Genomic DNA, 13,597 nt, shown 5'->3' with positions numbered 1-13,597 from the left:
GCAGGACCGCGGGGCCGACACCGTCGACGCGCAGACCGCCCTCGGGCTGCCCGTCGACGCGAGGGAGTACGCCGCCGGCGCGGCGATCCTGCACGACCTCGGGGCTACCGAGGTCGTCCTGCTGACGAACAACCCGACCAAGGTCACGGCCCTGCGCCACCTCGGTGTCGACGTCGTCGCCGTCGAGCGTCTGCACGGCCCGATGGGCGAGGACAACGAGCAGTACCTCACGACCAAGCGCGAACGCCTGGGTCACGACATCCCGGTCACGAACGACCGGCACGGCGGCAAGGAGACGGCATGAAGGACGGCGCCCCCACCCTCAGGACAGACGGCAGCGGCCTCCGGGTCGCGGTCGTCGCGGCGAGCTGGCACCAGCAGGTCATGGACGGACTGCTCGACGGAGCCCGTCGCGGCCTCGACGACGCCGGCGTGACGGCAGTCCACGTCGTCCGCGTGCCCGGGACGTTCGAGCTCCCCGTCGCGTGCGCGGCGCTGGCCGATCGCTACGACGCGCTCGTCGCGCTCGGCGTCGTCATCCGCGGGGGTACCCCGCACTTCGACTACGTCTGCCAGGCGGCGACGGTCGGCATCACCGAGGTGTCGGTTCGTACGGCCACCCCCATCGGGTTCGGCGTGCTGACGTGCGACGACGAGGACCAGGCGCTCGACCGTGCAGGCCTGCCCGGATCCGCCGAGGACAAGGGCCACGAGGCCGCGACGGCGGCGGTCGCGACCGTCGCGGCGCTCCGCTCCGTCACCAGGTCGTGAGCACCGTCGGGACCGTCCGCGCCCGGCCCGTAGGCTGGGGCACCGTGAAGAGCTTTGAGCAGCTGTATGCCGAGCTGGCCGAGAAGGCGCAGACGCGACCCGAGGGTTCGGGCACCGTCGCGCAGCTCGACGCCGGCGTGCACGCGATCGGGAAGAAGATCGTCGAGGAGGCCGCCGAGGTGTGGATGGCCGCCGAGTACCAGTCGAACGACGAGGCGGCGGAGGAGATCAGCCAGCTGCTCTACCATCTGCAGGTCCTCATGCTCGCCAAGGGCATCTCGCTCGACGACGTCTACTCCCACCTCTGAGGACTCTCTTCTCCATGCTGCGAATCGCCGTGCCCAACAAGGGTTCCCTATCGGACGTCACCGTCGAGCTGCTCCGCGAGGCGGGCTACCGCACGCGTCGGGACAGCAAGGAGCTCGTCGTCTCCGACGCCGAGAACGACGTCGAGTTCTTCTACCTGCGCCCGCGCGACATCGCCGTCTACGTCGGCTCGGGCACCGTCGACGCCGGGGTGACCGGCCGCGACCTGCTGCTCGACTCCGGCTCTGACGCGGTCGAGGTCATGGCGCTGGGCTTCGGGGCCTCGACGTTCCGGTATGCCGGCAAGCCGGGTCAGGTGGCCACGGTCGAGGACATCGCGGGCAAGCGCGTCGCGACGTCGTACGCCGGTCTCGTCCGAGCCGACCTGACCTCGCGCGGTCTGTCCGCCGAGGTCGTGCGGCTGGACGGCGCCGTCGAGACCGCCATCACGCTGGGGGTGGCCGACTGCATCGCCGACGTCGTCGAGACCGGCACGACCCTGCGCCAGCAGGGCCTCGAGGTCTTCGGCGAGCCGATCCTCCGGTCCGAGGCCGTCCTCATCCGCGGCGACCGTCCCGGCGAGGCCCAGGCCATCGAGGTGCTTCAACGACGCATCGCCGGCGTCATCACGGCCCGCACCTACGTCATGCTGGACTACGACTGCCCCAAGGACCTCGTCGACCGGGCCTGCGAGCTGACTCCCGGGCTCGAGTCGCCGACGGTCTCGCCGATGCAGGACGCGGGCTGGGTCGCCGTGCGCGCCATGGTGCCCCGGCTCGGGCGCAACCGGCTCATGGACGAGCTCTACGACCTCGGGGCGCGCGCCATCCTCGTCACCGACATCGCCGCCTGTCGGCTGTGACGCACCCAGTGGGAGGGACCGCATGACGCCGCAGTCCGGATCGCACCAGGCGCCCGAGGCCGACTCGGGCGCGAGCGCGCTGGCGCCCTTCCGGCCCCGGCGGGGCCGCACGGTGGCGCTCGTGGTGGCGTGGTTGTCGCTCGTCGTGTTCGGCGTCATCGCAGTCGTCATGCCGGCCCAGGTCGATGGCCGCTGGGGCCTCGGGGACCGGCTGATGTTCTTCGGCCTCGGCGTCGCCGTCGCCGTCATCGCCTGGCGCTACGCCTCGATCGTCGCGGTGCCGAGCCGGGCCGGCATCGTCGTGCGCAACCTCATGCTGACCCGCACCCTCACGTGGCCGGAGGTCGTCGGCATCCAGTTCGGTGGCGGAGAGCCGTGGGTGACGCTCGACCTCGATGACGGCGACTCGGTTGCGGTCATGGCGATCCAGAAGGCCGACGGACCCGTGGCGGGCCGGGAGGCCTCCCGACTCGCCGCCCTCATCCAGGCGTTCGGCGAGGCGAGCGAGCCGGAGCACCCGCTGGATCCGTCATGACCAGGGCCCCGACGCCGGAGCGCATGCGGCACGCGCTGGGCCACTTCGCGACGGGCGTGACCATTGTGACCGGCTTCGCGGACGGAGCGGCGCCGGTGGGGTTCGCCTGCCAGTCGTTCGCGTCCGTCTCCCTGCACCCGCCCCTCGTGCTGTTCTGTGCCGACCACCGCGGGCGGTCCTGGCCGGGGATGCGAGACCACGGTCGGTTCACCGTCAACGTGCTCCGGCACGACCAGCGCGACCTCATCGCACGCTTCGGTTCGGCCGATGGCGCACGTTTCGACGGGTTGGACTGGACGCCCTCGGTGCACGGCGGCCCGAGCCTGCCGGGCGTGCTGATGCGGGTGCACTGCGCCGTCGAACAGGTCCACGTCGCCGGCGACCACGACGTCGTCATCGGTCGGGTGCTCGACCTCGAGGACGGCGAGTCCGGTCGGCCGATGCTCTTCTACCGCGGACGCCTGACGGTCACGGAGCGGCGCACGGCGTCGGCGTTCGAGGGCGCCGCCGAGGACATCGAGGGCACCGCGGACTCGGCCCGAACGTTGGACGACTACTGGGGCTGAGCGCCGACCCGAGGGCCTTCGCAGAGCCGTCAGCGGAAGTGGATGAAGTTGGACGGCCAGGAGTAGCTGCCGCGCGCGATGATCCGGCGCCCGCTCATCGAGGTGTACGTCGTCCCCAGCACCGTGCCACCGTAGCCGCTCTCGGAGATCGCGATGGTGTTGCCGTCGGCGCTGACCCAGTCGACGTAGGCGACGTGGTTGGAGTTCCACTGGGCGATGTCGCCGACCCGCGGACTCTGGTCGACGGCGAAGCCCTTGGCTCGCGCGTTGTCGTCCCACGTGTTGGCGTTGCCGAGGTTGCCCGGGTTCTGCACGCCGTCGCGGGACAGGCGGTAGGCCGAGTAGTTCGTGCAGTTGTTGCCCCAGGCGTCGACGGGGTAGTACCACGCGCGCTGGCCGTAGTAGCCGAACCTCTGGATGCAGTCCTGGGTGGCCCGCGAGTAGCACGCCCAGCCCGACGGCGCGGGGCCGCCGGTGATGGCCCACGTGACGACGGAGCCCTGGTAGACGGCGACGTTGCCGGTCGTGAGCACGCGTACGACCGACCCTGAACCGCTGGTCTGCGTCGACCACTGGAGGATCCCGCGAACGTCGCGGACGACGAAGTTGCCGTCGGCCTGCATCGTGGCCGTGCTGCCGCTGCCTGACGTGAAGGACGACCACTGGCGCTTGCCCTGGGCCGAGCTCAGGACGAGGTTGCCGTCGCTCTGCATGACGAGGCTCCACGCCTGGTTGGAGGAGACGAGCGACTCCCCGGGGCGCAGCACCTGTCCGGGCAGCATCCGGTCGTAGCGGACGCCGCGGTGGTCCCACACCGTCGTCGTGCCCTGACGCACCTGGAGCAGTCCGGCGTCCGTCAGGGTGAGCACGCCACCGGTCCACCCGCCGGTGCCGCTCGACCAGGCGACCGTGCCGTTCGTGCGGACGATGACGACGTTGCCGTCGGGGCGCACCTGGAGGCGGTTGCCGGAGCCCGGGGTCGCGCTCGTCCAACGGACGGCGCCGGCCGACGTCGCGACGACGAGGTTGCCGTCCGCCTGCATCGCGGCGGTGTACGTGCCGGCCGGGGAGCGCAGAGCAGTGGCCGGCGAGAGCACCTGGCCGGGCTGGAGGGTGGCCCCGGCCACATAGGTGAAGCCGCCGGTGCGGTCGACGGCACCGGCCCGGGTGGTGACCCGGATCGTGATCGGGCCGGTCGCCGGGCGAGCAGGCACCACGGCAGTCAGCGTCGTTGCCGAGACCCGGGTCCAGGACGTCGCGGCGACGCCGTCGAACTGCACCGCGCTCACGTCGGTGAACGACGTACCGAGCAGGGTGACGACGGCGCCGTTCAGTGGGCCGGAGGCCGGGGTCACCGAGGCGATGGCAGGCGGGTTCTGGTAGGTGAAGCGTCCGCCGGGCACGACCGCCGATGTGCCTCCCGGGGTGGTGACGCGCACGTCGACGCCACCCTCGGCCTGGGGCGGCACGGTGACGAGGAGCTGGGTCGCCGACACGCGGGTCACCGCGGCCGCAGGGACGCCTCCGAACGTCACGGCAGAGACCCGGTCGTATGCCGTCCCCGTCAGCGTGATGCTGCCCCCGCCCTTCGTGGGAGCCAGAGCGGGGGACAGGGACGAGACGGTCGGGACGGCCTGATAGGTGAACTGCGCCGCCGCGACGACCGGTGAGACCCCACCGGGGGTCGTGACACGCACGTCGACGGGGCCTGCCGGGCGTGCCGGAGCGGTGATGCGCAGCTGGGTGTCCGAGACGCGGACGAGCCCGGTGCCGGGCGTCGTGCCGAAAACCACGCCGGTGGCGAGACCGAGCCGCGTCCCCGTGAGGACGATGGCCCCGCCGCTCAGCGGGCCGGCCGGGGTCGACAGCGCCGTGACGGCCGGGACCCCGGCGTAGGTGAAGACGCCACTCGTGGTCACGGGGCTCGTCCCGTTGGCGTTCACGACACGAACCGGGACGGCGCCCTCGGCCTGGGCCGGCGCGGTGATCCGTAGCGTGCTGTCGGACACCCGGACGAGACCGGTGCCCGCGACGGAGCCGAACTGCACGGCGGTCGCCTCGCCGAGGCCGGTGCCGGAGATCGTCACGACCGTGCCTCCGGTCAGTGGCCCTGCGGCAGCGGACAGTCCGGTGACGGCGGGTGGGGAGCCGAAGGCATACCGTGCTCCCGCGCCGGCGGCGGACGTGCCCCCCGGGGTGGTGACGACCACGTCGACCGGGCCGGATGCGTGGGCAGGCGTCGTGACGCGCACCGTCGTGTCCGAGACCCGGACGAGGTTGGTGGCTGCGACCGTGCCGAAGCGGATGGTGGTGGCGCGGGTCAGGCCGGTGCCGGTCACCGTGACGACGGTGCCGCCGCTCGGCGGACCGGTCTGCGGCGACACCGACGCGATGACGGGGACGGGATCGAACGCGAAGGTGCTCGACGCGCTTCCGGGCGACGTGCCGTACGGGGTCGTGACGGTGAGGTAGACGGGCCCGGCGGCGTGGGCGGGCGTCGTGACCGCGATGGCCGTGGCGGACAGCACCGTGAAGGGAATGGGCGTGCCACCGAGGGTCACCCGGGTCGCGCCGGAAAGGCCGACCCCGGTCACGGTGACGTGGGTGCCGCCGTTCAGCGGTCCGGCGGTGGCCGACAGGGAGGTCACGGCAGGAGTGGTTGCCTGGAAGGCGAACCGAGCGCGCGTCGTCACACTCGAGGTGCCACCCGGCGTCGTGACGCGCACGTCGACCGTGCCGACGGCGCCGGCCGGGGTGGTGACGCGGAGCGTCGTGGCCGAGACGCGGACGACCTGCGTGGTCGTGGCGGTGCCGAACTGCACGGCTGTCGCGCGACCGAGGCCCGTACCGGTCAGCGTGACGAGCGTGCCGCCCCTCGTGGGTCCCGAGGCGGGAGACGCGCCGGTCAGTGTCGGGATGGCTTCGTAGGAGTAGGCGTTCGCGGCGGAGGCCGGTGAGAGACCGGCCGCGGTGCGCACCTGGACGTTGACGGGGCCGGCCGGGCGGGCCGGGGCCGTGACCCGCAGCTGGGTGCTGGACAGCACGGTGAAGCCGGCGCTCGTCCCACCGAAGGTGACGTGGCTCGTCCCGGTGAAGTTGGTCCCGCCCACGACGATGACGGTGCCTCCACGGACCGGGCCGGCCGGCACCGACAGGCTCGTGACCGTCGGGGTCTTGACGACGGGCGGGGCGGTGTAGCTGAAGCGGCCCGCAGCGGTGACGGCCGACGTGCCGCCCGGCGTCGTGACCCGCACGTCGACGGTCCCCAGCGGGCGGGCCGGGACGGTCACGAGGACCTGGGTCGAGGAGATGCGGGTGAGGCCGGCCGCGGCGGTGGTACCGAAGAGGACCGAGCTCGTCCGCTGCAGACCTGTGCCGGTGAGGGTGACGGTCGTTCCCCCTCGCGTCGATGCGCTCCGCGACGAGAGGGCACCGAGGGTGGGAACGGCGTCGAAGGCGAAGGTGGACCGCGGCGACGCGGGTGAGGAGCCGGTCGGCGTGGCGACGCGCACACTGACGAGGCCGGCGGCGTGGGCCGGGGTGAGCACCCGGACCTTCGTGCTCGACACCCGCGTGATGCGGGTGACGGTGGTCGTGCCGAACAAGACCTTCGTCGTCGCGCCCACTCCGGAACCCGACAGGTCGACGACCGTGCCGCCGCGAGTCGGCCCAGCGACGACCGACAGGCTGACGGCTGACGGAGCGGCGAGAGCGGCGGCTGGGGCCGCGCCCACGAGGCCGGGGAGGCCCGCGACGAGGGCCAGGGCGATGAGCGCGGAGACGGCGCGGCCGCGGCTCGCGAGGGTGGCCTTGCGGCCAGGCGCGGTCACCGCAGTGGGGCGAGGCAGCATTCGTGGGTCTCCTTGCAGTCAGCACGTCGCGTGCATTCTGCACAGGTTTGTCCTCCGTTGTATGCCGTTTGCCCGAATTGAGCGTCTCAACTGCCTCAGGAGCCCCGGGGGTCACGGGGCGGTGCGCGTCAGTCGACGCCTCAGTCGACGCCTCAGTCGACGCCTCAGTCGACGCCTCAGTCGACGCCTCAGTCGACGCCTCAGTCGACGCCTCAGTCGACGTCAGGCGACGTCTCAGTCGACGTCAGGCGACGCCTCAGGCGACGCGGCGGAGGTCGGGGCGCAGCCTCATCACGACGACGGCCTGCACCACGCCGACCGCCGCGAGGACGCCCCAGACGAGCGACAGGCCGCCGGTCACGTCGCGCACGAGACCCATGGCGAGCGGGCCGATCGAGGCGATGCCGTAGGAGATGAGGAAGGCCATGCCGGTCAGCCGCCCGCTCGCCTCCGGCGTCCGCGCGTAACGCACAAGGAGGACGAGGGCGAGGGAGAACGCCGCACCCTGTCCGAGACCGGTCACGACGGCCCACAGCCACGGCGCCGTCAGCGGAGCGAGCCAGATGCCGACGGAGCCGGCGACGCCGAGGGTCGCGGCCGGCAGCAGGAGCCGACGCATGTCGTGGGTGCGGTCGCTGAGGACCGGTCCGAGCAGCCCCGAGACGATCTGTGCCCCGCTGAAGGCCGCCGCGAGGAAACCGGCCGACTCACGGGACCAGCCGTGCTCGACGTAGGTGGGGGCGAGCCACGTGACGGCGGAGTAGAAGCACCAGGACTGGAGGGCGAGGTAGCCGGCGACGAGCCAGGCCGTGGGGTGGCCCCAGGGGAGGCGACCGGGCCCCTCCTCGTCAGGCGTGTGGTGCGGGTTGGCGCGCACCGTGAACGGGGCCCAGGCGATGGCGCCGACGAGGGCGACGACCGACCACGAGCCGAGCGAGGCCTGCCAGCTGCCGAGCCGGTCGGCCAGTGGCACGGCGATCGCCGAGCTCAGCGCGGCGCCGCCCATCATCGCCAGCATGTAGAGGCCGGTGACGAGACCGGTGCGCTCGGGAGGGAAATAGGTCTTGACGAGGCGGGGGAGCAGCGTGCCGGCCACGGCGATCCCGACACCGCAGACGAACGTCCCCGCGTAGAGCACGACGACGTGGTCGCCGGCGAAGCGGCTGGCCGTCCCCGCGAGGATGCCGATGACCGCGCCGAGGACGGCGCCCGCCGCGCCGGTGCGGTGGGCGATCCGGCTCGCGACGGGGGCGAAGACTCCCATGCAGAGGACGGGAAGGGTCGTCAACGCGCCCGCGGCAGCATGGCTCAGACCGAGGTCCGTGGAGATCGCATCGAGGAGCGGGGGGACGCTCGTGATCGCGATCCGCAGGTTGGCGGCGACCGCGACGAGCGCGACGGCCATCACCCACACCGCGGGGAGGGGTCGGACCGCTCGTCGACGTGTGTGCACCGTCAGAGACTAGATGTGTCGAGCACCAGGTCGGCACGCTGCCTGGTCGCGTCGGCCGTGAAGAGCGCCGTCTCCTGGTCGGCCCAGCGCTGCCACTGCGGACGGTAGGCCTCGCCGTCGCGCTCGATCCCGCGACACCTCCGCAGCGCGACGTCGGCGTCGACGAAGACGGACACGGCGGCATACGCCCCCGCCGGCTGCACGCTGGAGCCGCACCCCTCCACGACGAGGAAGCGGCACGGCGGCACCTCACGCGAACCGGCCCACTCGTCGCGCACCCAGCTCCAGATCCGGTATGCAGCCCGCTCCCCTCGGGCGAGCGGCTCCAGCACCTGCGTGGTGAGCAGCTCCGGGCCCCGGGCCAACCCGTCCCAGCCCGGGTAGAGGTGGTCCATGTGCACGACGGCCACGGAAGCGACCGGTTCGAGCGCCAGCTCGACCCCGCGGGCGAGCGTCGTCTTGCCCGCGCCGCTGGGACCGTCGAGGGCGATGACGACGACGTCGCCGCACCGGGACGGCGAGGCGAGCGCGAGCGACACGACGGCGGAGACATGGTCCTCGCACGGCGCCCGCGTCACGTCGTCCCACATGGGCGCGAGACTACCCAGTCGTGCCCCTGCCATAGATTTGTCGCATGCCGGTCGCCACGAGAGTCATCGCCTGCCTGGACGTCGACGCGGGCCGGGTCGTCAAGGGGGTCAACTTCGAGAACCTCCGTGACGCCGGCGACCCGGTCGAGCTGGCCGAGCTCTACGACGCGCAGGGCGTCGACGAGCTGACCTTCCTCGACGTGACGGCGAGCAGCGGTGACCGGGAGACGACCTACGACGTCGTGCGCCGCACGGCGGAGCAGGTCTTCATCCCGCTCACGGTCGGGGGTGGCGTGCGGACCGTCGACGACGTCGACCGCCTGCTGCGCGCCGGCGCCGACAAGGTCGGGGTCAACACTGCCGCGATCGCCCGGCCCGAGCTGATCGCCGAGATCGCGAGCCGTTTCGGCGCGCAGGTGCTGGTCCTGTCGGCCGACGTCCGCCGTCGTCTCGGCGACGACGGGCAGCCCACGGACGACTTCGTCATGACGACGCACGGCGGCCGGACCCCGGTCGACCTGGACGCGGTCGAGTGGTGCGCACGGGCCGCCGAGCTCGGAGCGGGGGAGATCCTGCTCAACTCGATGGACGCCGACGGCACCAAGAACGGCTTCGACCTCGAGCTCATCCGCCGCGTGCGCGCGGCGGTGTCGGTGCCCGTCATCGCGAGCGGCGGCGCCGGACGGGTCGAGCACTTCGCGCCGGCCGTCGAGGCGGGCGCCGACGCGGTGCTCGCGGCCAGCGTCTTCCACTACCGCGAGCTCACCGTCGGCCAGGTCAAGGACGCCCTGCGGGCAGCCGGTCTGACCGTCCGGTGACCTCGGGGCTGCAGCGCTGTAGCGCGGAAGCGCTGCAGCGCGTCAGCCGATGCCCAGGTCCGCCTGCTGCAGCGCCGCGATGTCGTCCGCGTCGCCCTCGAGCTCGACCCGTGCCACGGCCGGGCGGCCGTACGCGAAGAGGACGAGCTCGGCCGGCGTGCCGCGGAGCACGACGGTGCCGTGCTGGTCGGGCAGCTTCGCGGCATACCGGCCCTGGCCCTCGCCGATGAGGACGATGCCCGTCGCGGCCTTGCGGAACGTCAGTCGGGCGGAGCGCTTGAGCGCCGACCACAGCTTGCCCTGCAGCGCCGCAGGTAGCTCGCGCGGCGCCCAGTCGGGCTGCGCGCGGCGAACGTCCTCGAGGTGCACGAAGTACTCGACGAGGTTGGTCAGCTCGTCGATCTTGGGGCGTGACATGGGGTTCCACGCCGGCGCACCGCGACGGACCGCCGCGACGAGGGCGGCGTAGTCGCCCTGCGCCATCCGGTGCTGCTCGCGCTCGAGGCGACCGTGCAGGAACGGGACGATGTTGCCGACGGCGAGGTCGGGTCGTCCCTCCCGGATGACGAGGTGCGCCGCCAGGTCGCGGGTGTCCCAGCCCTCGCACAGGGTCGGTTCGTCGGGCCCGAGCCGGTCGAGCTCGTCGCAGAGCTGGAGGCGTTCGGACTGGGCATGGCGCGTCATGGCCCCATCCTCTCAGGGGACTGCAGGGCCGAATCGGGTGGCCGTCGAGGGCGGCCGCTCTCTAGGGTCGAACGGTGATCGAGCTCGTGCGCCCCACCGTCGACCTGGCCGACTCGTGGTGGGAGATGGTCGATGACTTCGCCGGCGCCACCATCCACGGCTCGAGCTACCGGCCGGTCGACCGCGAGCCGCTGCGCGATCCCGCCGTGTTCGAGGAGTGGGTGGACTGGCTGGGCCGCATGGAACACGCCGACGAGGCCCTCCCCGAGGGGTGGGTGCCGTCGTCGAACCGGTGGATCGTGCGCGACGGTCGCGTCATCGGCACCATCGCGGTGCGACATGCGCTCACCCCGTCGCTGGTCGCGGAGGGCGGCCACATCGGGTATGCCGTCGCCCCGGGCTCGCGGCGCCAGGGGGTCGYGCGCGCGGCGCTGGGTCTCGCGCTGTCCCTCGCCGCGGCCCGCGGCATCGACCCCGTCCTCGTGACGTGCGACGCGACGAACACGGCGTCGGCGCGGACCATCACCTCGTGCGGCGGTGTCCTCGAGGACGAGCGGGACGGGGTGCTGCGGCACTGGATCCCCACCGGCGCGCCAGCGAAGCCGATCGACCATGCTCCGATCGAGACCCGTGAGGCGCGCCTCGTACCGATCACGTCCGACGAGGCCGCCGCGATGCTGGCCGGGGAGCGCCGACACGAGTGGGCCGAGGGCTACCCGCGACAGGACGATCTCGACGCCATCGGGATGCTGCCCGAGACGGGGCCCGATGCGTGGTCCCCCCGCCACATCGTCCGGCGGTCCGACGCTCTCGCCGTCGGCTCGATCGGCTGCTACGGCCCGCCGGCGGACGGCGTCGTCGAGGTCGGCTACGGCCTCGCCCCGCAGGCCCGGGGTGGCGGGCTCATGACGGACGCCCTGTCCGGCATGGTCCGCTCGCTCGAGGCGTCCRGGCTGTCCGTCGTGGCCCACACCGAGCCGGGCAACGTCGGGAGCCACCGGGTCCTGGCGCGACTGGGGTTCCGGCGGGCGGAGGAGCCCGGTGCGGGGGCTGCCTCGGAGTGGCTCTGGGTCAGGCGTGCGGGTGACCGGGGTGTCAGCGCCACGTGAGAGGCTGTGGGGTCGACAACAGAGCACGTCACCAGGGGAGCAGCACACCGTGAACGTCCCGCCCAGCTCGACCCTCCGCGAGGGTCTCGCCGTCATCGGCCGGGGCATCAAGGGCCAGCCGCGCTGGTTCGCCCTCGCCGTGCTCGGCAGCGTCGTCTACGGCGTCATGACGAGCCTCACGGCCGCCGCGATCGGCTTCGTCGTCAAGCGGGCCGTCGCCCCGGCCATCGCGGCCGGGCACGTGACGGCCTCCCAGCTGTGGTTCATCGGCGGCGTCATGGCCGCCGTCGTGCTGACGACGATCGTCGGCGTCATCGGCCGCCGCATCGCCGGCGGCGTCACGATGTACAACCTCGGTGCGATGTACCGCCGCCAGGTCACGCGGCAGTACCTCCGGCTCCCGCTCAGCTGGCACCACAGGCACCCGTCGGGTCAGCTGCTCTCCAACGCGAACGCCGACGTCGAGGCGACGTGGAACATCTTCGCGCCGCTGCCGATGGCCCTCGGTGTCGTCGTCATGCTCGTCTTCGGCATCGTCCAGATGGTCATCGTCGACCCGTGGCTCGCCCTCGTCGGGCTCACCGTGTTCCCGATGCTCTTCCTGGCCAACGTCGCCTTCCAGCGCGCCATGTCGCCGCGGGTGACCCGCGCCCAGCAGCTGCGCGCCGACGTCTCCGAGGTCGCCCACGAGAGCTTCGAGGCGGCCCTGATCGTCAAGTCGCTCGGGCGCGAGGACCACGAGGCCGAGCGCTTCCGCGTCGTGACCCACGAGCTGCGCGACGCCAACATCGAGGTCGGTCGCACCCGTGGCCGGTTCGACCCGGCCATCGAGGCCATCCCCACGATCGGCACGCTGGCCGTGCTCTTCGTCGGCACGCTGCGCGTGAGCAGCGGCCAGCTCACGGCCGCCGAGGTCGTCCAGATCGCCTACCTCTTCTCCATCCTCGCGTTCCCCGTTCGGGCGCTCGGCTGGGTCCTCGCCGAGCTGCCGCGCGCGGTCGTCGGCTGGAACCGCGTGTCGGCGGTGCTCGACGCCACGGGCAGCATGACCTTCGGCGAGCGCTCGCTCCCGTCCGGCACGGCGAGCCACCTGCAGACCGAGCGGCTCGCCTACGCCTACGAGATCGAGACCGAGACCGGCGAGGTCGACCTCAACCCAGCCGTCGTCGACGTCACCCTCGACGTCGCGCCCGGAGCGACGGTCGCGATCGTCGGACCCACCGGCAGCGGCAAGTCGACGCTGACCAACCTCGTCATGCGGCTCGTCGACCCCGACTCGGGCGCCGTGCTCGTCGACGGCGTCGACCTGCGCGAGGTGCGCCGGGGTGGTGTCAGCGACGTCGCCGCGCTCGTGGCGCAGCAGACCTTCATGTTCGACGACAGCGTCCGCGGCAACATCACACTCGGTGCCGAGCTCGACGACGAGAGCGTCTGGCGTGCCCTGCACGTCGCGCAGGGCGCCGGCTTCGTCGAGAAGCTGCCCAACGCGCTCGAGACCCGGGTGGGCGAACGCGGCGCCAGCCTCTCCGGGGGCCAGCGCCAGCGAATCGCCTTGGCGCGCGCTGTGATCCGCGAGCCCCAGCTGCTCATCCTCGACGACGCCACCTCCGCCGTCGACCCCAGCGTCGAGCAGGCCATCCTGGCGCGGCTGCGTGAGGCGAGCTCGGGGACGACCGTCCTCGTCGTCGCCTACCGGATGGCCACGATCCTGCTCGCCGACGAGGTCGTCTACATGGAGGCCGGTCGCGTCGTGGACCACGGCTCCCACGACCAGCTGCTCGGCAGGTGCGTGGGCTACGAACGGCTCGTCACGGCATACGCCCGCGAGGCCGCCGAACGCGAGGCGATCGCCGCCGACGAGGAGTACGCCGACGAACCCGGGCGCGGGGCCGACGCGGCCGAGGAGGTCTCCCGATGAGCATGCGGTCCCAGGTCCTCGTCGAGCACCACGGTGTCGCGACGGGCAAGGAGATGACGACGTGGCAGACGCTGCGTCGTGGCGTCGAGCTCTCACCCGAGCTGCGCAAGGGCATCTGGGTCACGGTGCTGCTC

The 13,597-nt window shown here is 72.6% G+C and carries 13 protein-coding genes; 9 read left to right on the top strand and 4 right to left on the bottom strand.

Annotated features, from left to right (window positions below; genetic code table 11):
* The 6 genes from AC1DP0_RS07975 to AC1DP0_RS07950 all read left to right on the top strand — a co-directional run.
* A partial coding sequence (locus tag AC1DP0_RS07975) for a GTP cyclohydrolase II (protein WP_478083475.1) occupies positions 1–304 on the top strand: 304 nt, incomplete at its 5' end.
* Positions 301–771 carry a 6,7-dimethyl-8-ribityllumazine synthase gene (gene ribH / locus AC1DP0_RS07970; protein WP_478083474.1) on the top strand — a complete coding sequence of 157 codons (471 nt, stop codon included), beginning with the start codon at positions 301–303 and terminating at the stop codon, positions 769–771. The genes AC1DP0_RS07975 and ribH, both read left to right, overlap by 4 nt.
* 44 nt (positions 772–815) lie before the next feature.
* Positions 816–1,079: a phosphoribosyl-ATP diphosphatase gene (locus tag AC1DP0_RS07965; RefSeq protein ID WP_028785574.1), complete on the top strand. Its 264-nt coding sequence runs from the start codon at positions 816–818 to the stop codon at positions 1,077–1,079.
* A gap of 14 nt (positions 1,080–1,093) precedes the next feature.
* Positions 1,094–1,939, top strand: coding sequence for an ATP phosphoribosyltransferase (hisG, locus tag AC1DP0_RS07960; RefSeq protein WP_478083472.1), 846 nt, complete (start codon positions 1,094–1,096; stop codon positions 1,937–1,939).
* 22 nt (positions 1,940–1,961) lie between these two features.
* A complete protein-coding gene (locus AC1DP0_RS07955; RefSeq protein ID WP_478083470.1) occupies positions 1,962–2,474 on the top strand; it encodes a PH domain-containing protein in 513 nt (170 codons plus the stop codon).
* The gene (locus AC1DP0_RS07950) at positions 2,471–3,040 is read left to right on the top strand and encodes a flavin reductase family protein (RefSeq protein WP_478083468.1); all 570 of its coding nucleotides are present in this window, start codon (positions 2,471–2,473) and stop codon (positions 3,038–3,040) included. The genes AC1DP0_RS07955 and AC1DP0_RS07950 overlap by 4 nt, the downstream gene beginning before the upstream one ends.
* A gap of 29 nt (positions 3,041–3,069) precedes the next feature.
* On the opposite strand, the gene AC1DP0_RS07945 is transcribed toward AC1DP0_RS07950, so the two are convergent.
* From AC1DP0_RS07945 to AC1DP0_RS07935, 3 genes are all read right to left on the bottom strand, one after another.
* On the bottom strand, positions 3,070–6,891 hold the full coding sequence (locus AC1DP0_RS07945) for an IPT/TIG domain-containing protein (RefSeq protein WP_478083466.1): 3,822 nt from the start codon (positions 6,889–6,891) through the stop codon (positions 3,070–3,072).
* A 256-nt stretch (positions 6,892–7,147) separates the two neighbouring features.
* Positions 7,148–8,344: an MFS transporter gene (locus AC1DP0_RS07940; RefSeq protein WP_478083464.1), complete on the bottom strand. Its 1,197-nt coding sequence runs from the start codon at positions 8,342–8,344 to the stop codon at positions 7,148–7,150.
* A 2-nt stretch (positions 8,345–8,346) separates the two neighbouring features.
* On the bottom strand, positions 8,347–8,934 hold the full coding sequence (locus AC1DP0_RS07935) for a uridine kinase family protein (RefSeq protein WP_478083462.1): 588 nt from the start codon (positions 8,932–8,934) through the stop codon (positions 8,347–8,349).
* Positions 8,935–8,978: 44 nt separating this feature from the next.
* Between AC1DP0_RS07935 and hisF the strand changes: the two genes are divergently transcribed.
* On the top strand, positions 8,979–9,752 hold the full coding sequence (hisF, locus tag AC1DP0_RS07930) for an imidazole glycerol phosphate synthase subunit HisF (protein ID WP_478083458.1): 774 nt from the start codon (positions 8,979–8,981) through the stop codon (positions 9,750–9,752).
* Positions 9,753–9,794: 42 nt separating this feature from the next.
* Here hisF and AC1DP0_RS07925 read toward each other — a convergent pair whose 3' ends face one another.
* Complete coding sequence (locus AC1DP0_RS07925) at positions 9,795–10,436, bottom strand: TIGR03085 family metal-binding protein (RefSeq protein WP_478083456.1); 642 nt, start codon at positions 10,434–10,436, stop codon at positions 9,795–9,797.
* A gap of 74 nt (positions 10,437–10,510) precedes the next feature.
* Here AC1DP0_RS07925 and AC1DP0_RS07920 point away from each other — a divergent pair, with 74 nt between their 5' ends.
* Together AC1DP0_RS07920 and AC1DP0_RS07915 are read left to right on the top strand one after the other, a co-directional pair.
* Positions 10,511–11,545: a GNAT family N-acetyltransferase gene (locus AC1DP0_RS07920; RefSeq protein ID WP_478083454.1), complete on the top strand. Its 1,035-nt coding sequence runs from the start codon at positions 10,511–10,513 to the stop codon at positions 11,543–11,545.
* A gap of 49 nt (positions 11,546–11,594) precedes the next feature.
* A complete protein-coding gene (locus AC1DP0_RS07915; RefSeq protein WP_478083452.1) occupies positions 11,595–13,463 on the top strand; it encodes an ABC transporter ATP-binding protein in 1,869 nt (622 codons plus the stop codon).
* Positions 13,464–13,597 lie beyond the last annotated feature (134 nt).

The sequence above is a fragment of the Terrabacter sp. P5_B1 genome (assembly GCF_056400505.1).
This window is presented reverse-complemented; position numbering and strand designations above follow the sequence as displayed.

Bases quoted from the DNA above. Each gene is read 5' to 3' on its own strand.
- ribH (WP_478083474.1), top strand. From the start codon at position 301: ATGAAGGACGGCGCCCCCACCCTCAGGACAGACGGCAGCGGCCTCCGG.
- hisG (WP_478083472.1), top strand. From the start codon at position 1,094: ATGCTGCGAATCGCCGTGCCCAACAAGGGTTCCCTATCGGACGTCACC.
- AC1DP0_RS07955 (WP_478083470.1), top strand. From the start codon at position 1,962: ATGACGCCGCAGTCCGGATCGCACCAGGCGCCCGAGGCCGACTCGGGC.
- AC1DP0_RS07950 (WP_478083468.1), top strand. From the start codon at position 2,471: ATGACCAGGGCCCCGACGCCGGAGCGCATGCGGCACGCGCTGGGCCAC.
- AC1DP0_RS07945 (WP_478083466.1), bottom strand. From the start codon at position 6,891: ATGCTGCCTCGCCCCACTGCGGTGACCGCGCCTGGCCGCAAGGCCACC.
- AC1DP0_RS07935 (WP_478083462.1), bottom strand. From the start codon at position 8,934: ATGTGGGACGACGTGACGCGGGCGCCGTGCGAGGACCATGTCTCCGCC.
- hisF (WP_478083458.1), top strand. From the start codon at position 8,979: ATGCCGGTCGCCACGAGAGTCATCGCCTGCCTGGACGTCGACGCGGGC.
- AC1DP0_RS07925 (WP_478083456.1), bottom strand. From the start codon at position 10,436: ATGACGCGCCATGCCCAGTCCGAACGCCTCCAGCTCTGCGACGAGCTC.